This window comes from Myxococcus sp. AB056, assembly GCF_006547365.1.
GTDB classification, from domain to species: Bacteria; Myxococcota; Myxococcia; order Myxococcales; family Myxococcaceae; genus Myxococcus; species Myxococcus virescens.
This window is the reverse complement of record NZ_VHLB01000027.1, coordinates 69,290-88,569: the sequence shown is the minus strand read 5'-3', so window position 1 is coordinate 88,569 and position 19,280 is coordinate 69,290. Positions and strand designations below refer to the sequence as shown.

At 68.7% G+C, this 19,280-nt stretch carries 14 protein-coding genes; 8 read left to right on the top strand and 6 right to left on the bottom strand.

All coding sequences use genetic code 11. The features are described 5' to 3' along the window. The first annotated feature begins 2 nt into the window (after positions 1-2). Together FMP39_RS14820 and FMP39_RS14815 are read left to right on the top strand one after the other, a co-directional pair. Positions 3-1,754, top strand: coding sequence for an MDR family MFS transporter (locus tag FMP39_RS14820; protein ID WP_141590585.1), 1,752 nt, complete (start codon positions 3-5; stop codon positions 1,752-1,754). 9 nt (positions 1,755-1,763) lie between these two features. Then, positions 1,764-2,690 carry a phosphotransferase gene (locus tag FMP39_RS14815; RefSeq protein WP_141590583.1) on the top strand — a complete coding sequence of 309 codons (927 nt, stop codon included), beginning with the start codon at positions 1,764-1,766 and terminating at the stop codon, positions 2,688-2,690. A gap of 8 nt (positions 2,691-2,698) precedes the next feature. Here the strand turns inward: FMP39_RS14815 and FMP39_RS14810 are convergent, their stop codons facing one another. The 4 genes from FMP39_RS14810 to FMP39_RS14795 all read right to left on the bottom strand — a co-directional run bounded on the left by FMP39_RS14810 (position 2,699) and on the right by FMP39_RS14795 (position 6,742). Continuing rightward, positions 2,699-3,025, bottom strand: coding sequence for a hypothetical protein (locus FMP39_RS14810; RefSeq protein WP_141590581.1), 327 nt, complete (start codon positions 3,023-3,025; stop codon positions 2,699-2,701). A gap of 188 nt (positions 3,026-3,213) precedes the next feature. Continuing rightward, complete coding sequence (locus FMP39_RS14805; protein WP_141590578.1) at positions 3,214-3,984, bottom strand: hypothetical protein; 771 nt, start codon at positions 3,982-3,984, stop codon at positions 3,214-3,216. Beyond that, positions 3,981-4,931 (bottom strand): hypothetical protein, encoded by a 951-nt coding sequence (locus tag FMP39_RS14800; RefSeq protein ID WP_228558001.1) that lies wholly within the window; start codon positions 4,929-4,931, stop codon positions 3,981-3,983. The genes FMP39_RS14805 and FMP39_RS14800 overlap by 4 nt, the downstream gene beginning before the upstream one ends. A 305-nt stretch (positions 4,932-5,236) precedes the next feature. Continuing rightward, a complete protein-coding gene (locus FMP39_RS14795; protein ID WP_141590573.1) occupies positions 5,237-6,742 on the bottom strand; it encodes a M20/M25/M40 family metallo-hydrolase in 1,506 nt (501 codons plus the stop codon). Between the two features lie 450 nt (positions 6,743-7,192). Between FMP39_RS14795 and FMP39_RS14790 the strand changes: the two genes are divergently transcribed. From FMP39_RS14790 to FMP39_RS14765, 6 genes are all read left to right on the top strand, one after another. Next, positions 7,193-8,866: a DUF262 domain-containing protein gene (locus tag FMP39_RS14790; protein WP_090491067.1), complete on the top strand. Its 1,674-nt coding sequence runs from the start codon at positions 7,193-7,195 to the stop codon at positions 8,864-8,866. Between the two features lies 1 nt (position 8,867). Next, the gene (locus FMP39_RS14785) at positions 8,868-10,097 is read left to right on the top strand and encodes a type II toxin-antitoxin system HipA family toxin (RefSeq protein ID WP_141590571.1); all 1,230 of its coding nucleotides are present in this window, start codon (positions 8,868-8,870) and stop codon (positions 10,095-10,097) included. 13 nt (positions 10,098-10,110) lie between these two features. Beyond that, positions 10,111-10,857, top strand: coding sequence for a class I SAM-dependent methyltransferase (locus FMP39_RS14780; RefSeq protein WP_141590569.1), 747 nt, complete (start codon positions 10,111-10,113; stop codon positions 10,855-10,857). A gap of 165 nt (positions 10,858-11,022) precedes the next feature. Beyond that, positions 11,023-13,299: a PAS domain S-box protein gene (locus tag FMP39_RS14775; protein ID WP_194858404.1), complete on the top strand. Its 2,277-nt coding sequence runs from the start codon at positions 11,023-11,025 to the stop codon at positions 13,297-13,299. 42 nt (positions 13,300-13,341) lie between these two features. Further along, positions 13,342-14,418, top strand: a complete 1,077-nt coding sequence (locus tag FMP39_RS14770) for an amidohydrolase family protein (RefSeq protein WP_141590564.1) — start codon at positions 13,342-13,344, stop codon at positions 14,416-14,418. After that, on the top strand, positions 14,411-14,779 hold the full coding sequence (locus FMP39_RS14765; protein ID WP_090491072.1) for a metal-sulfur cluster assembly factor: 369 nt from the start codon (positions 14,411-14,413) through the stop codon (positions 14,777-14,779). Before FMP39_RS14770 ends, FMP39_RS14765 begins: the two co-directional genes overlap by 8 nt. A 51-nt stretch (positions 14,780-14,830) precedes the next feature. On the opposite strand, the gene FMP39_RS14760 is transcribed toward FMP39_RS14765, so the two are convergent. Further along, positions 14,831-17,971 carry an efflux RND transporter permease subunit gene (locus FMP39_RS14760; RefSeq protein ID WP_141590562.1) on the bottom strand — a complete coding sequence of 1,047 codons (3,141 nt, stop codon included), beginning with the start codon at positions 17,969-17,971 and terminating at the stop codon, positions 14,831-14,833. A 14-nt stretch (positions 17,972-17,985) separates the two neighbouring features. Beyond that, positions 17,986-19,122: an efflux RND transporter periplasmic adaptor subunit gene (locus FMP39_RS14755; RefSeq protein ID WP_228558000.1), complete on the bottom strand. Its 1,137-nt coding sequence runs from the start codon at positions 19,120-19,122 to the stop codon at positions 17,986-17,988. Between the last annotated feature and the right edge of the window lie 158 nt (positions 19,123-19,280).

Genomic DNA, 19,280 nt, shown 5'->3' with positions numbered 1-19,280 from the left:
CCATGGCCCCGCCCGCCGCTCCCGCCACCGACGATGCGCCGCCCGCCTTCCCGGCGTTCACGCGCTCCCAGAAGGTCTTCACCCTGCTGGGCGCGGTGCTGGGGCTGTTGCTCGCCGCGCTGGACCAGACGATTGTCGCCACCGCGGGGCCAGCCATCCAGGCGGACCTGCGAATCCCCGCCTCGCTCTACCCGTGGCTCACCACGTCGTACTTCGTCGCGTCGACGACGATGGTGCCCGTGTGGGGCAAGCTGTCGGACCTGCTGGGCCGGCGCGCGGTGTTGGCCGCGGGCATCCTCATCTTCCTCGCGGGCAGCTTCCTGTGCGGGGTGGCGCGCTCCACGGTGGCGCTCATCCTCTTCCGCGCCGTGCAGGGGCTGGGCAGCGCGGCGCTGTTCACCGCCGCGCTGGCAGTGGTGGCCGACCTCTTCGAGCCCCGTGAGCGCGGCAAGTACCAGGGCCTCTTCGGCGCCATGTTCGGCCTGTCCAGCGTGGTGGGGCCGCTGGCCGGTGGGTTCATCACTGACCACCTGGGCTGGCACTGGGTGTTCTTCATCAACCTGCCCGTGGGCGCGGTGGCGCTGGCGCTGGTGCTGTCGCGCATGCCGCGGCTGAAGCCCCAGCGTGAGTCCCGGGGCGGGCTGGACCTGGTGGGGGCGTTCGCGCTCGCGGTGGCGCTGGTGCCGTTGCTGCTGGCGCTCAGCCTGGGGCAGACGGACGGCGGCGACTGGGCCTGGACGTCGTGGCGCATCCTGGGACTGTTCGCGCTGGCGGCGGTGGGCCTGGTGGCCTTCCTCTGGGCGGAGCGGCGCGCGCCCGAGCCGCTGCTCGACCTGACGCTGTTCCGCCTGCGGGCCTTCAGCGCGGGCAACGCGGCGGTGTTCATCGTCGGCGGGGCGTTCCTGTCGGGCATCGTCTTCCTGCCGCTGTTCATGGTGAACGTGGTGGGGCTGTCGGCGACGCGCTCGGGGCTGACGGTCATGCCGCTGACGCTGGGCGTGGTGGCGGGGAACGTGCTGAGCGGGCAGCTCGTGTCCAGGGTGGGCCGCTACAAGGCGCTGCTGCTGGGCTCGCTGGTGTTGCTGATTGCGGGCTTCGCCGTCATGGCCTTCACGCTGACGCCAGACTCCACCCAGGCGGAGGTGACGGCGAAGATGGTGCTGGTGGGCCTGGGGCTGGGGCCTTCGATTCCGCTCTACACGATGGCCATCCAAAACGCGGTGCCGCCGGACCAGATTGGCGTGGGCACCGCGGCGGCCACGTTCTTCCGGCAGCTGGGCATGACGTTGGGCGTGGCGCTGCTGGGGACGGTGTTCGCGTCCACGCTGTCCTCGGAGCTGGAGGCGCGCATGGCGCAGGCCACCTCGGCGCTCCCGGACTCCGTGAAGGCCGAGGTGACGCGCGCCGCGCCCGGCGTCAGTGGCGAAGGCGGGCCCACCGGGCAGGTGTTCCGCGCGGATGAGGTGAAGGCGCGGGTGCGCGCGGAGTTCGACGCCGAACGGCGCCGTGCGGAGACAGCGGCCACTCCCGAAGTCCGGGCGAAGGTGGACGCGGACGAGCGGCAGGCACTGGCGGCGGTGGACGCGGCGGACCAGGCGCTGAAGATGGCGTTCACTCGCGGCGTCTCCGCCGTGTACCATGTGGCCCTGTTCATCGCCGGCGCGGCGCTGCTGGTGACACTGTTCCTTCCGGAGCAGGACCTGCGCCGCAAGCGCCGGCGCATCGAGTCGCGTGCCAGCGCCCCGGAGCAGTAGAGTCGCGGCATGGCTCACGACGCGGAACAGCCACCCGCGCTCACGGACGCGGAGGCCGCCGAGCGCATCCACGCGCGCTTTCCCTCGCTCGCGACGGCTCGAGTCGTCCGCCTGGGGGAAGGCACGGACCATCAAGCCTTCGAGGTGGAGGGGCGCTACGTCTTCCGCTTCCCCAAGAGCGACGAAGCCGCCGAGCACCTGAAGTGGGAGGCACGCCTGCTGGCGTGGCTCGAGCCCCGGCTTCCCCTGCCGGTCCCCGACTACCGTTTCCTCGCGCCCCCTGCCGCCGACCTCGCCGCAGGCTTCGCGGGCTACGCGAAGCTCCCAGGGACGCCCGCGCTCCTCGTCGAGCCTGAGCGGCTGGACCTGTCGGGCCTCGGCCGCAGGCTCGGCGCCTTCCTAGGCGCGCTCCATGCGCTCGACCCCGCCGAAGCCGATGCGCTCGGCGTTCCGGCGGATGACGACCCGGAACTCGAAGCGTGGTCGGCCGCCGCCGTGGACGATTTGCGGCTCGCCGTCGAACACCGTCATGTGGAGCCGCACCGGGCGGCGGACTGGGAGCAGCGGCTCAGGGTGCGTCCCACGGAGGGACGCGGCGTGCCCCGGCTGGTCCACGGCGACTTCGCCGCGGAGCATGTCCTGGTCGATGCCCACGGTATTCCCACGGGGATCATCGACTGGAGCGATGCCTGCGTCGCAGACCCCGCGAGGGATTTCGCCGGACTGCTCCACTGGGGCGGAGCGCCCATGCTGACCGCCGCGCTGGAGACGTATGGCGCGGTCAGCCCCGCCGTCCTCACGCGGGCGCGGTGGTTCGCCGCCTGCCGCGCGGTGGCCGACATCGCCTTCGGCCAGACACAGGGACGGCCGGAGTACATCGCCGCCGGGCAACGGGCGCTCACCGGACTTGGGGAGCACCCGCCCTTCGACGCGTAACGCGCGACTCAGGAGCCGCTGCAACGAACCTGGATTGGATGGCTCTCCAGCACCACGCACTCGCCGCTGCTGCACTTGAACAAGTCACAGATTTCCGGGGACTGGACACAGCGGATTTCGGGGCCCGAGCCCAGGTTGAACGAGGCGCAGGAGAGCCCCTCGGGGCATTGCTTCTGCTCCCCGGTACACGCCGGGCCGAGCACCTGGCCCTCCTTCAACGACAGCCTGGACTCGGTCTCCGTGGGCACCTCGCCCTCGGCGCCACGACAACCCGCCAGGATGAACGCGGCAATGACCCACTTCAGCCCCGGAACACGCGTGCCTTGCTTCATCATGAATGTCCTCCCACGAACCAGTGACTGTCCGAGCCGAGCAAGACATACGCCAACGTAGACGAGGCCCGTCAACTGAGCAGCCACCCGCGTGACGCCGGCGACGCCATGCTCCAAGGGGTGCCTCGGAAATCCAAGGGCCCCCAAGCCGCCCTCAGTTTCCCGAGGTCTTCGACTGACCAGAAGTGAGCTTAGAGATCGGCGAACAAGTCGACGGTCGCCTGAGCAAGCAAAGCCCGGTCGACCTCTTCGAGTCCTTCTGCATAGGCAATGATATCCAGCACACCTGCGGCATCTGTGCTCCAGAACAAGCGCTGCAGTTTGGCACGAAGCGCCTGCCCTTCCTCGCCGGCCTGCTTCAGTGATGCGCGCACGTCATCCAGCCCCACGAGCTTGACGTAGGCAAAGATGTCGAAGCAGTCCTTGGTCTCCGTTGGCCGCTGCTCCAACTTGGCGCGAACCTTCATCGAGAGGAATCCAACTGCGTCCGGCAGCCGGATTCGCAGCGAGGTCTCTCCCATGGGGAGCGATACGGGCTGACTTCCACGCAGCGCCAGCCGCGCATCCGGCAGCGGCGTCATGCTCGTGGGGAGTTGTTCCAGATCGACGCCAGCAGGTGCGAACAGGTCGAGGTGCATCACCCCTCCCGGAAGGGTTTTCGACCAACGAAAACTGCGCGTTCGCTCGTACCCCCGGAGCTTGAGGACCTCAGGTAGACGCTCCGCCCCGAATTCGGTGCCATCCATGTCGAAGAGCAGATCAGGCTCGTGGGAATAGCCGCGCTCAATCACGGCGCCTGTGTCGGTCGTGACGGCGATGACCCCCGACCCACCCTTGCGGAGCGACTCCAACGCGAGCACCTGCCCGCCGATGAGCACGACGTTCCAGGAGAGATCTCCCAGTTGCAGCAGGAGTTCACCCAGTTCTCGCAGAATCTCTTCGAACTGCTCCTGCTCGGTCATGGCGCTTCCTCTGAAATGGGCAGCGCTCGTGCGAATCGCTGCACCAACTCATCCGCCTGCTCCTTGCCGCGCCCCCCACTTTGATGGAAGTCCACGGTCAACTGAGGCAACGCCACACCCAGGCCATGAGGAAGCGTTCGTGGCGAAAAGAAGACCCCTCCGGCATCCGTCTCAGCCGAGGACTCCGCCCGCAGCACCCAGAAGTTATGAGGCATCAGACGGCGCAGCCCGAAGGCTTCGACAGCCGCGTCGATAGAGCCCGTGAGATAGAGCCCGTGAGGCAGTCCCGACACGAAGCGCTCTTCAGGCAGCAAGGCGCTTGCCAGCGTGTAGATGCCCCGAATGCCTTGGGCCTTCAATCGCTCAAGGCCCTTCCCCAACAACTCCGGCGTGGTGGAAGGTGCGTTGAAACCGTCCAGGGTCACGGAGGTCTTCTCTCCACTTGCCATCCACGCCCTCAGCAGGCGCACAGGAGCCCTCAGCCGAAACCCACTCCGCTTGCCGACCGGCTCGACATACCCATCGAGCACGAGGTGGCGGACGACGCCGTACGCATAGGAGTAACTGGTCTGCGTCCGCTCCGACAACGCGCGGACCGTCTGCGCTTCTCCCGGCGACTGCAACAGGGTCCGGACGATGCGGCACCCCTTCCCGTGGAACACCGGCTCACGGGGACGCCGCTGCGACGGTTCGCGCCCCTGTACACGAATGAAGGTGCTGCCTGAGCGCAGGAAGAATGTTCCTCGCTGATCAACCAATGCGACGTCTTCTTGCTCACAGGCCGCGATGACTCCAGATGACGCGGAATCCGTCGCAATCATCGGGATGCGGACAACGGGCAGGCGCTCGGCAGTCCCATCCCGCTGGTCCAGCGCCACGCTCGCCGCGCGCAGGCGTTCCCGAAGTGAGTGCACGTCCGCCGGGAGCAACGGCGCGCGGTAGGCCATCAGGACCGGCACTCGTACCTGGGGGAGGACCACCTCGGCGAGCTCATAGATCGCCTGCCCACCAGGCCCTCGGCGCGGCAACAGAAAGACGTCTCGGCGCAGGAGCTCCACCCCCCGAGGTAGCCGGAGGTCCTGCTTCCAGAATGCGTCTCGAAACTCCGCAGTCGAGTCCATTAATTCTGTCGATAATACGCAATATGCACAAAATACGTGCGCATATTTCGCCAGAAGCGACCATTATCGACAAAATTTAAAGAATCATGCGGTCCAAGAGCATCCCGGCTGGCCTCCCCCCAAGCGGCCCCTTAGTTCCCTGAGGTCTTCGGCTGCTGCGCGGGCGCGGTTACTGGCGCGGGCCCACGTGGTGTCGGCGCCTCGGGGCGCGCGAGTGTGCCGGGCATCTCCGCCAGCGCGTACGTCATCCACGCCACGGCGGCGGTGCTGCGCGCCAGGTCCTGCGGGTCCACCTTGTCCAGCGTGTCCGCCTCCGTGTGGTGCACGTCGAAGTAGCGGCTGCTGTCCACCTCCACGCCGAAGAAGGGCACGCGCGCGGGCATCAGCGGGCTGATGTCCGCCCCGCCCGCCTCACGCGCGGAGAACTGCGTCACGCCCAGCGCCGTCAGCGGCGGCAGCCACGGGCGCAGCAGGTCCTGCCCGCCATCGCCCGCGCGCACGCTGACGCTCACGGGCCGCCCGCCGCCCGCGTCCATCTCCAGCGCGCCCATGTGCCGGGGCAGCTCCGCCGCGTGCGCCTCCGCATAGGCCCGCCCGCCGCGCAGGCCGTTCTCCTCGTTCATGAAGAGCACCACCCGCACCGTGCGCCGGGGCGCCTGCGGCAGCTTCGCGATGAGGCGCGCGGCCTCCATCACCATCACCACGCCCGCGCCGTCGTCATGCGCGCCCGTGCCCACGTCCCACGAATCCAGGTGCGCGCCAATCAGCACGATTTCCTGCGGCTTCTCCCGGCCGCGAATCTCCGCCACGACGTTGGAGGAATCCGCGTCCGGCAGCTCGGAGCTGCCCAGCATCAGCTTCACGCGCACCGGGCCGCCCGCCAGCAGCCGGTGGAGCAGGTCCGCGTCCTCCGTGGCCACCGACGCCGCCGGAATCCGCGGCCCCTCACTGGGGAAGTACGTCGAACCCGTGTGCGGCGTGCGCAGCGACGCCGTGGCCAGCGAGCGCACCAGCGCGCCCACCGCTCCGTGGTTCGCGGCGGCCAGGGGGCCTCGCGAGCGCAGCCCCGCGAAGCGCCCGTAGTCCGCGGCCACCGTCATGGTGTGGTTGAAGAAGACGAACTTCCCCTTCACCGCCGCGCCCAGCGACTCCAACTGCTCCAGCGACGTCACCTCCACCACCTCGGCGGTGAGTCCCTCGGGCGCGGTGGGCGGACTGCCGCCCAGGGCCAGCAGCGCCAGGGGGTGCCCCCGCGTGCGCTCGGAGGCCAGCACCTCGCCGGACGCCTCGCCTCGCACCCAGTGCGGCACCTTCACCGGCTCCAGCCACGCCTTCACCCCGTCGGCCTTGAAAGAGCGCAGCGCCCACTGCACGGCGGCCTCGGCGCCCGGCGAACCCGACAGGCGCGGGCCAATGCCGTCCGTCAGCTCGGCGAGCCGCGCATAGGCATGGCCATCCGTGAGCGCGGGCCCAATGAGCTTCTCCGCGGTCGCCTGCGCATACACGGGCGCGGCGCGCTTCGCGGTGGCGGTGGGCTTCGCGGGGACGGCCTTGGGCGCCGACTTCGCGGCGGGTGCGGCTCCCGACAACAACTGGAGCGCGAGAGAGGCGGGCAGGATGAAGGTGGCGACGGGCAAGGGGGCCTCCAAGGGGAGGCGCTCACTCTCCGTCGAGCCCCTGGGCCTCGCAAGCGACGGGGAGCGTCACCACCGACGAAGCGGATGACGCCCGTGCGTCATGCATGCAGGGAACCGAGGGGCGGAGCGAGAATCCCAGGGGCCACCGCGCGCCGAGAGGGGGAACGCGGCGCGCGGGGCTCAACTGGGACTTCCACGACGGTGTCGCTTTTGGGGGAGGCAATCACCGCCGCCGCGTCTCACTCCGAAGAGGAAACGTGGACGGCATGTTGAAGGGCGAGCGAGCGCCCGTCAAGCACGCGCCCCCTCCGAGCCCATAATCGAACATTCACACCCGGTGAACACAGACGATTCCACTGTCACTGTCCAAATCAGGCGTTCCCCGAGGGCAGCCACCGGAAGGCGGGCATCCCGTGCGGGGCGTGTTACAGGCCGGACAGAGGTAAGCGCATGCAATCCACCCTGACGCGGCGGCCCCAGGCGACGGCATTCAGCATCGAGGACCTGCTGGACCGCGTCCGGCGAGGTGAGGTGCGGCTGCCCCACTTCCAGCGGCCCCTGCGCTGGGAGGCCGGCGATGTGAGGGATTTGCTCGACAGCGTGTACCGCGGCTACCCCATCGGCACGCTCCTCTTCTGGAAGCGCGAGGCTCCCGCCGCCAGCGTGAGCTTCGGCCCGGTGCGCATCGACGCGCCCTCCCACAGCCAGGCGCTGTGGGTGGTGGATGGGCAGCAGCGCATCACCGCGCTGGCCGCGGTGCTCCTCCACCCGGAGCAGGAGCCCGCCGCGCGGGACGGCTTCACGCTCTTCTTCGACCTGGACACACACGAAATCGTCCAGCCCGCGCACGGCGAGCCGACGCCTCCGCACTGGCTGCCGCTCAACCGGGTGCTCGACAGCGAGCAACTGCTGGGCTGGCTGGACCGCTACCCGGGGCGCGAGAAGAACCCGGAGCACGTGCGCGCGGCCATCCGTCTGGGCAAGGCGGCGCGCGAGTACCAGATGCCCGCGTACGTCGTCGAAGCCGCGGAGGAGAAGACGCTGCGCATCATCTTCAAGCGGCTCAACACCTCCGGAAAGCCGCTCACCGACGACGAGGTCTTCAACGCGCTCTACGGCGGCACCGCGGGCTCGCGGCTGCCCAACCTGAAGGCGCTGGCCACCAGCCTGCTGGAGCTGGGCTTCGGCCGCATCGATGAATCCCTGCTGCTCAAGGCCGTGCTCGCGGTGCGCGGCCTGGACTTCACCCAGGACTTCCAGAAGCAGCTTCGCGAGGAGGACGACCTCACGCAGACGCTGCTCCAGACGGAAGCGGCCCTGCGCAGCGTCATCGTCTTCCTCAAGCGCGACGCGGGAATCCCCCATGGGCGCCTGCTGACGAACCCGCTCTACTTCGTGCTGCTCGCGCGCTTCTTCCACCTGCACCCGGAGCCGTCGCCGCGCACGCGGGATTTGCTCGCGCGCGGGTTCTGGCGCGGCAGCCTGGTGGACAGCTTCCTCGACAGCCGGGCCCTGTCGCCGCAGGAGCTGCTGGCCGCCATCGGCCCCGACGAGGAGCAGTCCGTCCAGTCCCTGCTGGCGCAGGTGCGGCCCCTGTCCGACGAATGGCTGGCCCAGCACGCGCAGCCCGCGACGTTCGGCCTCGCGCTGCGCTCGCGGGGCATGGCCCTCAATGCCTTGTACGCGCTCCAGCCGCGGCACCTGCGCACCGGCGCCCTGCTGGAGCCATCCCAGCTCTTCAGCGACACCGACCCCGCCAGCCTCAGCCCCGTGCTCAAGTCCCTCACCGTGCAGGAGCCCGACGCCGAGCTGAAGCTGGACCCCGCGCTGTACCGCTCCTTCCTCTACACCCCCGCCAACTACCTGATGCACCCGCCCCTGCCCGGTCAGCCCCTGCTGGACGTGCTGCGGGACGAGCCCGCGCCGCCACCCGAGGTCCTCCAGAGCCAGGCCATCACCCCCGCCATGCGCGACACGCTGCGCGAGGGCGGCACGCTCGAATTCCTCATGCAGCGCATGGAGCTCATCGATAGACACATCATCGAGTTCCTGCGGGCCCGCACCCGCTACGAGGAGTCGGACCGTCCGTCCCTCCAATCGCTGGTCGTCGAGGAGGAGGACTGACTTGGAGCCCACCCGCACCACGGCCGGAATCCTCGACGTCCACCTGGGCGACGTCCACGTCGGCACGCTGACGCTCCTGGAGGACGAACGCATCGAGTTCGTCATCGCGGAGGAGTACCGCCAGCGCTACCCACGCCCGGTGCTGGGACAGATTTTCGAGGACGACCTCTCGCGCCGGCACGTCAGCCGCCTGCGCCTGCCTTCGTACTTCTCCAACCTGCTCCCGGAAGGCTCACTGCGCGAGCTCATCGCCGAACGCGAGCAGGTGGCCCGCCAGCGCGAGTTCTTCCTCATCGCGCGGCTGGGTGAGGACCTGCCCGGCGCCATCGTCGTGCGGCCCGCCAGCGTACTGTCACTCAGCGGAATGGAGCCGCTGGAGGAGCCCCAGACGCCCCACGCGCCGCAGGAGCAGGAGCCGCTGCGCTTCTCGCTCGCGGGCGTGCAGCTCAAGTTCTCCATGCTGCGCCGGGACAAGGCGATGACGCTCCCGGCGGGCGGACGCGGCGGCAACTGGATTGTGAAGCTGCCGGACAACCGCTACGACCGCGTCCCGGAGAACGAGTTCTCCATGATGACGTGGGCCCGCGCCGCCGGCATCACCGTCCCCGAGGTGGCGCTGCTGGACGTGGCCGACATCCAGGGCCTGCCCGAAGGCATCACCCTGCGCGAGGACGTGGCCTACGCCGTGCGCCGCTTCGACCGCCCCGAGCCCGGCCGCCGGGTCCACATGGAGGACCTGACGCAGGTGCTGGGGCTGTACGCGGATGAGAAGTACAAGAAGTACAACTACGAGACGGTCGCCAACGTCATCTACAAGGTCGCCGGACTGGACGCGCTGCACGAGTTCCTGCGGCGGCTGGTGTTCATCACCGTCATTGGCAACGGGGACGCGCACCACAAGAACTGGTCCCTGCTCTACCCGGACGGCACCCGCGCCACGCTGTCACCCGCGTACGATTTGGTGTCCACGCTCCAGTACATGCCGGCGGACACGCTCGCGCTCAACTTCGCGAAGTCGAAGCGCTTCGAGGACATCTCCCTGGGCAGCTTCGAACGGCTGGCGCGCAAGCTGGCGCTGCCCCCCAGCGACGTGCTGCCGGTGGTGACGTCCTCGGTGGAAGCGTCGCTCGACACCTGGTCCTCGCTTCACGCGCAGCTGCCCCTGCCGGATGAGAGCCGCCGCCGCATCGAAGCCCACTGGAAGCGCGTGCCCCTGCTCCAGGGGCACTGAACCGGAGCCCGCCATGAGCGAAGACGCCTTCTTCACCGTCTATGACAACCTGCCCCGTCACGGCCCTGGCAGCGACGACTGCACCCGGGAGGCCCTGCGACGGCTGCCTCCGCTGCCACCGCACCCGCGCGTGGTGGACCTCGGCTGTGGCGCGGGCGCGCAGACGCTGGTGCTCGCCGAGGCGCTGCGCACCCGGGTCATCGCGGTGGACCTGCACAGGCCCTTCCTCGACCAGCTCCAGGCGCGGGCGCGCGAGCGGGGCCTGGACGCGTTCATCGAAATTCAGCAACAGGACATGGGCGCACTGTCGCTGCCCGAGGCGTCCTTTGACCTCCTCTGGTCCGAAGGCGCCATCTATCACCTGGGCTTCGGTCCGGGACTGCGGCGCTGGCGCCCGCTGCTCGCGCCCGGCGGCCTGGCTGCCGTCACCGAATGCACCTGGCTGACCGATGAGCGCCCCGACGAAATCGCGCGCTTCTGGGGTGAGGTCTACCCCACCATGGGTACGGTTTTGGAGAACCGCGCCGCCGCGGAAGCCGCGGGCTACGAGGTGCTCGACACCTTCACCCTTCCCGCCTCCGCATGGTGGGACACCTACTACACGCCCCTGCTTCAGCGCGTCGCACACCTGCGCGCCCACGGTGACGCGTCATTGGAAGACGCGCTCTCGGCCGCCGAGCAGGAGACCCGCCTCTATCGCCAGTACGAACACACCTACGGCTACGTGTTCCATCTGTTGCGCAACCCGTCAGCGCTTTGACTCCGCGTATGAGCGGCCCCATCCACCAAATCAGGACATGCAATTTTTCCACAAATAGTGTCTATGTCCTGGAAAGCGCAAAGGCGTCTACGAACACCTCGCATGCCATGACCCGGCCTTCCCCCCAAGCCGGCGTTGGCTGCGCCCTGGCAACCCAAGGGAAGCATGTCGACCGAGCAGTGGGCCCACCGCTTCTTCGAGCTGTCCACGGAGCCCTACGTCATCCTGGGCCGTGATGGCGTGTTGCTCGAAGCCAATCCTGCCTTTGGCCACCTGGTGGGCCTGCCTTTGACGTCACTGCGTGGCATGGCCTTGCAGGATTTCATCCCCATCGAAGACGCCGCCGCCCTGTTCGCGCATCTGGGTTCCACAAGCCCCACCTCGCTCACCTGTCGCTGGCGCCGGCCGGATGGGTCCTGGCTGCCTCTGTCCTGGCGCATCACCGCCGCTTTGGAGTCGGAGCCGCTCTACTGCACGGTGCAGCAGGCCAAGGAACCATCCGCCGCCCCCTGGCCGGAGAGTGATTACCTGCCCTTCGGCCTCTACCTGGTCGACATCCGCACGCGCCGGGTCCACTACGTCAACCACCGCTTCTGCCAGCTGTGGGGCATCACCGCCTTGGAAGGCGCCATCCAGCGGGGTGAGGTCTCCCATGACGAGGTGATCCAGCACTGCCTCAAGGCCGGCGACGCGGCGGAGTTCCTGCGCCTGTGCGCGGCCCCGGACCAGGACTGCGTGCCGGGCCTGGTGGAGGACGAAGCCAGGATGTCGGATGGGCGCACCCTGCGCCGGCTGTCCACGTCCTCCTCGGTGGCGGGGGACGCCATGCGCTACCGGCTGTTCGCGTTCGAGGACGTCACCGAGAGCAAGCGCACGCAGGAGGCGCTGCGCCGTTCAGAGGAGAGCTTCCGCAGGCTCATCGACCGGGCGCCCGAAGGCATCTTCGTGCACACCCAGCGGCGCTTCATCTACGCCAACCCCACGCTGCTGCGGGCCCTGGGCTACGACGACCCGGCCGAGCTGATGGCCAAGCCCATCTGGAGCATCGTCCATCCGGATGACCTGGAGCTCGTGAAGGACCGCGTGCACACCGCGGCCGTGAAGGGCGCGCTGGCCCCGCTGCGGGAGGTCCGCTACCTGCGGCGAGACGGCACCTGGTACGACGCGGAAAGCGTGGGCATCCCCATCGAGTTCGACGGGCACGAGGCCGTCGTGGTGATGGCGCGCGACATCACCGAGCGCAAGCAGGCCCAGTCGCAGCTCCTGCAGAACGACCGCATGGTGCTGGCCGGCACTCTGGCGGCGGGCGTGGGGCACGAAATCAACAACCCGCTGACCTACGTCATGGCCAACCTGGCCTCGGCCCTGGAGTCCGTGAGCCGCCTGGGCGTGGAGCTGACGCGGGCCGGAGAGCGCGGTCCCAGCAGCGTGGCGTGGCCCGCGACGCTGCATGACGCGGAGGCCCTGCTGAAGGAGGCGCAAGAAGGCGCCATGCGCGTGCGCAACATCGTGCGGGACTTGAAGTTCATCTCCCGTCAGGATGAGGAGCGGCGCGAAGCGGTGGACGTGCGGCAGCCGTTGGACTTCTCCATCAACATGGCCGCCAGCCAGCTGCGTCACCGGGCGCGGCTCATCAAGAAGTACGAGTCCGTCCCCCGCGTGTACGCGGACGGCTCACGCCTGGGCCAGGTGTTCCTCAACCTGCTGGTGAACTCGGCGCAGGCCATTCCCGAAGGCAACGCGGAGGAGCACCACATCACCGTGTGGGTCCGCGCCGGACCGCCGGGCAGCGTGCTGGTGGACGTGAGCGACTCCGGCTGCGGCATGACGCCCGCGGTGCTCTCCCGCGTCTTCGACCCCTTCTTCACCACCAAGCCCGTGGGCAAGGGCACGGGGCTGGGGCTGTCCATCTGCCACAGCCTCATCCGCAAGCAGGGCGGTGACATCACGGTCCGCAGCGAACTGGGCCAGGGCACCACCTTCACCGTCACCCTGCCCACGGCGCCGGACACCGTCCCCACCCAGGCCGCGCCGGTGGCGCCCGCGCCCCACGCCGAGCGGCGGGGACAGGTGCTGGTGATTGACGACGAGCCCGCGGTGGGCCGCTCCCTGGCGCGCATCATCGGCATGCGGCACCGGGTGACGGTGGTGAACAACGGCGAGGACGCGCTGGCGGTGCTGACGTCGGGCGCGCCCTTCGACGCCGTCTTCTGCGACCTGATGATGCCGGGCATCTCCGGCATGGACGTCTACGAGCGCGTCCGTGAGCGCGGAGATGGCATCGCCGAGCGCTTCATCTTCATCACCGGCGGCTCGTACACCACGCGGGCCCGCCAGTTCCTGGAGCGCGTGCCGAACCTGCAGATTGAGAAGCCCTTCGACGTGGAGTCGATTCATCAGGGCCTGGGACAACTCCTGGGTGCCTCTCGTGGTAGCGAATGACGCCGGGCGTCCTCCCGGCCCAACTGTGAAAGGAGTCCTCGGGTGATTGACGGCAACTTCGTCATCGATGCGGTGACACACGCCTACAACCTCCATCCCACGAACTACCGCGCCGGCAAGTACGCCGAGTCGCTCGCGGGGCTCATCTGGGGGCTGCACAGCGGACTGTCCGGGGAGACGCACCGCGTCCCCACGGCGGAAGGCTTCCTGAAGAACTGGTCCGTGCAGGAACTGGCGCACCTGCTCTTCGTGGAGAGCGGCGTCGACCTGGCGGTGCACCACGTGCTGCCGCTCCAGACGCTGTACCACGATGGCCTGTGCTCCTATGAGAAGACGCTGGAGATTCACCGCAACTATCCCCACCGCTTCCTGGTGTACGCGGGCGTGGACCCGCTGCGCGGCACGGCGGCGCTGGATGATTTGGAGCAGCAGTACGAAACGCTCAAGCCCAGCGGCCTGAAGCTCTACCCGGCGGCGTGGCTGGGCGACAAGTTCCGCCACACGGGCTGGCGCATGGATGACCCGACCATCGCCTTCCCGCTCTTCGAGCGGGCGCAGAAGCTGGGCATCAAGAACATCGCCGTGCACAAGGGCCTGCCCATGGGCGCGGTGCCGCTGGAGCCCTACAAGGTGGATGACATCGGCGGGGCGGCGGACGCCTTCCCCGACCTGAACTTCGAAATCGTCCACGGCGGCATGGCCTTCCTGGACGAGACGGGCATGCAGCTGTCGCTGTTCCCCAACGTGTATGTGAACCTGGAAGTGACGGGCGCGCTCATCGTGAAGCGTGAACGCTGGTTCGCCGAGTCCCTGGCGGCGCTGCTGAAGTGGGCGGGCCCGGAGAAAATCATGTGGGGCTCCGGGACGGTGTTCAGCCACCCGCACCCCGCGCTGCACAAGTTCTGGCATGAGTTCCAGCTGCCGGACGACCTGGTGCAGGTGGCGGGCATGCAGGTGACGCCGGACGTGAAGCGGATGATTCTGGGCGGCAACTACGCGCGCTACGCGGGCGTGGACGTGGAGTCGGTGAAGAAGAAGATCGCCAACGACAAGTTCGCCAAGCTGAGGGCGCGCGGCGACATCCAGCCGTACGGCTACCGGGAGAGCCTGTATGAGTGAGCAGGCCCTGCGCGAGCGCATCCAGGACATCCCCGACCCGTGCAGCTGCGCCACGGGCGTGCCGCTGGGCATCGGGGAGATGGGGCTGATTGAGTCGGTGAAGCGCACGGAGGGCCAGGTGACGGTGCGCCTGCACATCACCTCGCCCATGTGCATGATGGCCGCCTACTTCATGCGGGAAATCGAGCAGCGGTTGCTGACGGTGGAAGGCGTCACCGCGGTGAACGTGGAGTTCGACCACGACCTGAAGTGGACGCCGCAGGACATCGAGCCGGAGGCCCGCCAGCGGCTCGCGGCAAAGCGCATCACCATGCTGGGTGGCCGCCTGCTGCCCCAGGACTCGGCGCAGCGCCGCTCCTGAGGGGTGATGCGGCGCTGGCGGGAAGCCTCCACCCGCCAGCGCCCGGCCGCGCTAGCCGTTCTCCGCGGGCGCGTGCTTCACGAGGGGAGCCGGGCTCGGCGACTCGCGCCGTTTGAGCAGGCTGCGCACGGCGACATAGAACGCGGGCACCAGGAAGATGGCCAGGACGGTGCCTGACACCATGCCGCCGAACACGCCCGTGCCGATGGCCCGCTGCGTCTCCGCGCTCGCGCCGCTGGCCACCACCAGCGGCACCACGCCCAGGGCGAAGGCGAGTGACGTCATCAGGATGGGACGGAAGCGCAGCCGCGCCGCCTCCACCGCGGCCTGGAGCGGTGAGCGCCCCTGCTCCTCGAGCTGCTTGGCGAACTCGACGATGAGAATCGCGTTCTTCGCGGACAGGCCGATGATGGTGATGAGGCCCACCTTGAAGAAGATGTCGTTCATCAGTCCGCGTGACATCACCGCGGCCAGCGCGCCGATGAGTCCCAGCGGCACGACGAGCATGACCGACAGCGGAATCGACCAGCTCTCGTAGAGCGCCGCCAGCACCAGGAAGACGACGAGCATCGACAGCGCCAGGAGGATGGGCGCCTCCGAGCCGGAGAGCCGCTCCTGGTAGGAGAGCCCCGTCCACTCCACCGCGAAGCCGGCTGGGAGCTCGCCCGCGATGCGCTCCATCTCCGCCATGGCGTCACCGCTGCTGAAGCCCGGCGCCGCCGCCCCGGCGATGCGCACGGCGGGGTAGCCGTTGTAGCGGACCAGTTGCATGGGCCCCCGCTCCCAGACGGGCTCGGCCACCGAGGACAGCGGCACCATCTGCCCGCGCGCGTTGCGCACGGGGAGCTTGAGCACGTCCTCCACCTGCATCCGGGACTCCGCGCGCGCCTGCAGGATGATTTGCTGCATGTAGCCCTTGTTGGGGAAGTCGTTGACGTACGTCGACCCCAGCGCGGTGGAGATGACCGAGTTGATTTCCGCGAACGACACACCGAGCGCCGCCGCGCGCTCGCGGTCCACCTGGATTCGCACCGTCGAGCCGTCCGGCAACCCCTCCTGATAGGGGAAGGCGACAACGGGACTGTCCGAGGCGCGCTGGAGGACGTGGTTCATGGCGTCGTTGAGCGCCTGCGGGCCGTGTCCGGCACGGTCCTCCAGCCGCATGGCGAAGCCCGCGCTGTTGCCGAGCCCGTCCACCGCGGGCGGCAGCACGTTGATGACCATGCCCTCCCGCGGAGAGGCGAAGCGCGCGTTGGCGGCGGCGACCTCACCCGCCGCCGTCTCCCCCTGGCGCTCGTCCCAGTCGCGCATCATCACGAACATGAGGCCGGCGTTCGCCCCCGAGCCGAAGAAGCCGAAGCCCTGGATGGTCAGCACGTCCTGGATGCCCTCGCGCTCGCTCAAGAAGGCCTCCAGCTCCCCGAGCACGCTGTTCGTCCGCTCGGCCGTGGCGTCCGACGGGAGCTGCACCGAGACGTTGAGGAACCCCTGGTCCTCCTCCGGGAAGAAGGCGCCCGGCAGCCGCCAGAAGGCCAGGGCCACCATGGCAACCACCACGGCGTACGCGAAGAATGCCCGGCCCAGGCGTCCGACAATGGCCCGGGTCCAGTTCGCATAGCGCCCCGTCACCCGCTCCAGGAGCCGGTTGAACCCGCCGAAGAAGCCGCGGCGCTTCCCCGCGTGGCCGGGCTCCACGGGGCGCAGCAGCGTCGCGCAGAGCGCCGGGGTGAGCGTGAGCGCGAGGAACGCGGAGAAGAGAATCGACACGGCCATCGCCAGGCTGAACTGGCGGTAGATGGTGCCGACGGAGCCCGTGGCGAACGCCATGGGGATGAACACGGACGTCAGCACCAGGGTGATGCCGATGACGGCGCCCGTGATTTCCTTCATCGCCTTCTTCGTGGCCTCGAGGGGAGAAAGCCCCTCCTCCGCCATGAGGCGCTCGACGTTCTCGACCACGACGATGGCGTCATCGACGATGATACCAATCGCCAGCACCATGCCGAACATCGTCAGGACGTTGATGGAGAACCCCGACGCCAGCATCACCGCGAAGGTTCCCAGCAGCGCGATGGGCGCAACGATGGCGGGAATCAGCGTGTAGCGCACGCTCTGCAGGAAGAGATACATCACCGCGAAGACGAGCAGCATCGCCTCGAAGAAGGTCTGGACGACCTTCTGGATGGAGACGCGCACGAACGGCGCCGCGTCGTACGGAATCGTGTACTCGACGCCCGCGGGGAAGGCCCGGGAGAGGTCCGCCATCCGCTCGCGGATGCGCTCGGAGGTATCGAGCGCGTTCGCCCCCGGGGCCAACTGCACGCCGAACGTGGCGGCGTTCTTCCCATTCTGCCGGGTGGACGAAGCGTAGCTCTGGGGCCCCAGCTCCACCTTGGCGAGCTCCTTGAGCAGCACGTTCGAACCATCCGGATGGGCCCGGATGATGACGCGCTCGAAGTCCGCGACGTCCAGGAGCTGCCCCTGGAGCATCAGCGGGGTGGTGACGCGCTGGCCTGGAACCGCGGGCATGTCCCCCAGCCGTCCGGGAGAGGCCTCCGCGTTCTGTGCGCGAATCGCCGCCGCGACCTCATCCACGGAGATTCCGTGCGAGATGAGCCGCGCCGGGTCCAACCAGACGCGCAGCGCGCGGGCCGGCGTGAAGAGCTGGACGCGCCCCACGCCGGGCACGCGGCGCAGGTCCTCGACCACGTTGCGGCTCAGGAAGTCCCCCAGCTCGGCCTCGTCGTAGCGGCCGTCGCTCGACACGAGCGTGGAGAAGAGCAGGAAGTTGGTGGTGGTCGTCTCCACCTGGAGCCCGAGCTGCCGGACCATCTGCGGCAGCCGCGATTCGACAGTCTTCAAACGGTTCTGGATGTCGACCTGCGCCAGGTCCGGGTCCGTTCCGGGCGCGAACGTCACCACGATTTGCGCGATGCCCGACGTGTCGCTCGACGACTCGAAGTACAGGATGTTCTTCACGCCGGACAGGCCGCGCTCAATCAACGACACGACGCTGTCGTTCATCGCGGCCGGCGTGGCGCCGGGATAGGTGGCGGTAATCGTCACGCTCGGCGGCGCGATGGACGGGTAGCGCTCGATGGGGAGCCGGGGAATCGAGATGGCTCCGGCGAGCACGATGAAGATGGCAATCACCCAGGCGAAGACCGGGCGTTCAATGAAGAATCTTGGCACGGCTCACTCCAGGTTCAGCGCGAGGCCGGGGCGTGCTGCCACTCGACGGGGGTGACCTGCTGGCCTGGCGCAAGACGGTCCTGCCCCTCGACCACGACACGCGCTCCGGCGGAGAGTCCCTCCTCCACCAGGTAGCGTCCGCTGACGATGCGTTCGGCGCGGACGTTGCGCGCCTCCGCGGTGTTGTCCTCTCGGACGATGAAGACCTGCGCCTGGCCCTGCGCGTCGTGAAGCACGGCCTGCTGGGGAACGAGGAGCGCACCGGCCACCTCTCCGAGCACGACGCGCGCCTTCACGAACATGCCCGGCAGGAGCTTGCGCTGCGCGTTGGGGACCAGGGCGCGCACCGTGAGCTCGCCGGACCCGGGGTCGACCGAGATGTCCGAGAACTGAACGCGGCCTCGCTCCGGATAGGGCGTCCCGGACGAGGAGAGCACGATGACCTCCGCCCCCGCTTCCCCGTCACCGCGCTGGAGTGACTGCAAGCTCGCCGCGCGCTCCACGGGTGACTTGATGTCGACGAAGACGCGGTCAATCTGCTGGATGACGCTCAACGGCGTGGCATCCGCGGGGCCGACGAGCGCGCCTTCATTGACCTGGGAGATGCCGATGTGCCCCGCGATGGGGGCGGTAATCGTGGCGTAGTCCAGGTCGACACGGGCCCTGTCCAGCGCCGCGCGGGCGCGCGCCACCTCCGCGTTCGCGATGGCGAGCGCGGCCCGGGCGTCATCGTGCGCCTGCTGGGTGCTCGCGCCTTTCTCGAAGAGGGACTGGATGCGCCCCGCATGCAGCTCCGCCTGGAGTCGCCCAGCCTCACTGGCCGCATGGGCCGCCGCCGCGCCTTCCACATTCGCGCGGAACACCGCCGCTTCCAGTTGGTAGAGCGGCTGCCCCTTCTGGACCGTGTCTCCTTCGGAGAAGCGCCGGCTGCGCACGAGCCCGCCCACCTGCGGGCGGACTTCCGCGACCCGGAACGCGGAGACACGCGCGGGGAATTCGTCGTGAAGGACAACGGCCTCCCCTTGCACCTTCAGCGTGGACACCTTCTGGACCGGCGGTGCGAAGGCTGCTTCTTCCTGCTTGCCGTCACAGGCGAGCAGCGGGAGCAGCGTCCATGCAAGGAGAAGGCGCTTCGACCGTTGGATAGACATTGTCGTCTGGCGAGGAAAACGTCGAAGAACACGTAAAAACATACTTTTCACGCAGCACCGCGCCCTGGTCCGCCAGCAGCCAGGGAATGAAACGTCACCTGCGCCCGAGCAGATGACATGACGAATGGGGCATCTCGAGACACAAGCCGGTCACGGAC

Excerpts from the sequence above, each read along its gene's own strand:
- FMP39_RS14820 (WP_141590585.1), top strand. The coding sequence starts at position 3 with ATGGCCCCGCCCGCCGCTCCCGCCACCGACGATGCGCCGCCCGCCTTC.
- FMP39_RS14815 (WP_141590583.1), top strand. The coding sequence starts at position 1,764 with ATGGCTCACGACGCGGAACAGCCACCCGCGCTCACGGACGCGGAGGCC.
- FMP39_RS14810 (WP_141590581.1), bottom strand. The coding sequence starts at position 3,025 with ATGATGAAGCAAGGCACGCGTGTTCCGGGGCTGAAGTGGGTCATTGCC.
- FMP39_RS14805 (WP_141590578.1), bottom strand. The coding sequence starts at position 3,984 with ATGACCGAGCAGGAGCAGTTCGAAGAGATTCTGCGAGAACTGGGTGAA.
- FMP39_RS14800 (WP_228558001.1), bottom strand. The coding sequence starts at position 4,931 with ATGGCCTACCGCGCGCCGTTGCTCCCGGCGGACGTGCACTCACTTCGG.
- FMP39_RS14790 (WP_090491067.1), top strand. The coding sequence starts at position 7,193 with ATGCAATCCACCCTGACGCGGCGGCCCCAGGCGACGGCATTCAGCATC.
- FMP39_RS14780 (WP_141590569.1), top strand. The coding sequence starts at position 10,111 with ATGAGCGAAGACGCCTTCTTCACCGTCTATGACAACCTGCCCCGTCAC.
- FMP39_RS14775 (WP_194858404.1), top strand. The coding sequence starts at position 11,023 with ATGTCGACCGAGCAGTGGGCCCACCGCTTCTTCGAGCTGTCCACGGAG.
- FMP39_RS14765 (WP_090491072.1), top strand. The coding sequence starts at position 14,411 with ATGAGTGAGCAGGCCCTGCGCGAGCGCATCCAGGACATCCCCGACCCG.
- FMP39_RS14755 (WP_228558000.1), bottom strand. The coding sequence starts at position 19,122 with ATGTCTATCCAACGGTCGAAGCGCCTTCTCCTTGCATGGACGCTGCTC.